Annotated in this window: 1 protein-coding gene; it reads right to left on the reverse strand. The window is 61.2% G+C overall.

Going from position 1 to position 1112, the window contains the following annotated elements:
• Window positions 1-24: 24 nt before the first annotated feature.
• Entirely contained in the window at window positions 25-1035 is a 1011-nt protein-coding gene (locus NKH19_RS33310; protein WP_502911108.1) for an IS110 family RNA-guided transposase, read from the reverse strand.
• Window positions 1036-1112 lie beyond the last annotated feature (77 nt).

Here is a 1112-nt window from a genome sequence, read left to right on the forward strand (position 1 = left end):
TGTGGGAGAAGCGCAACCATTAGCTCAGGCGGTGTGGTTTGCGGGTGGACTTTTGCTCCACGGAGTGCCGCGTTCGACGACGGCGTTGGCGAAGATGAGGAGCTTTCTGACACAGGCGATGATGGCTTTCCTGTGAGCCTTGCCGTTGTTCGTAAGGCGGCCGTAGAGAGCGACCAGAGCGGTGTTCCAGCGCTGGGATGCGGGCAATGCGGCATTGAAGAGGGCTCGGCGGACACGACTGCGACCGCCGGCGATATGGCGCTCGCCAGTACGTTCGCCCGAGTCGTCGTCGTAAGGAGCGACGCCAACCAAGGCAGAGATCTGCTCGCGACTGACCTTGCCGAGTTCGGGCAAGAGGATGACGAGGGTGAGCGCGGTGCGTATGCCGATGCCATCGACGCTGGCGATCAGCTCGAGCCGGCGAGCGAGATCATCGTGTTTGCACACGACGACCTGCAGGAGCAGTAGTTCGGCCTCGCGGCGCCGCTGCAGACGCTGAACGTCACGCTCGAGTTGCTTGAGAATCCGCTTGGTGGTGAAGTGCTCGCGCCGCGTCTTGAGGTGAGCGATATCGTACTCCAGCTGCTCGATGAAGAGCAGATGCTCAGCGAACGCGGCCAGCCTGGTGTCTGGCGGTTCATGCAGGTCGCCGAGATTGGCAGCGCACTCGGCGATGAGAGCGGCGTCGATACGATCGTTCTTGGCACGACGCAGCTTGTAGATGGCAAAGGCATGCACTTGACGCGGCTGCAGGAGAGCGACCTCGAAGCCGTGCTCGCGCAAATACTCCGCGACGGCTCGTTCGTAACCCCCGGAGGCTTCGATGCCGACGCGTTTGATCTTACGCGCACTCAGCCAAGCAACCAGCTCTTGATGTCCGTCTCTGGCATTGGCTACGCGCAACCTCTCGCTCGTCGGGTAGGTTGCGACATCAAGCGACTTCTTGCTGGTGTCGATTCCGGCGGTTTTTGTGCTAGTCTCATTCATCTTCGTCGTCCCTGCCTTGCATACGAACCAGGTTGTTCCAGCAACCATCCGGGCCACGATGAAGAGCCGATCGCGATCTTGCTTCTCCTTAACCCCACGGGTTCGGGTGGCCCGCGATCCGACGA

The organism is Mesorhizobium sp. M1338 (genome assembly GCF_040318045.1).
Lineage (GTDB): Bacteria > Pseudomonadota > Alphaproteobacteria > Rhizobiales > Rhizobiaceae > Mesorhizobium.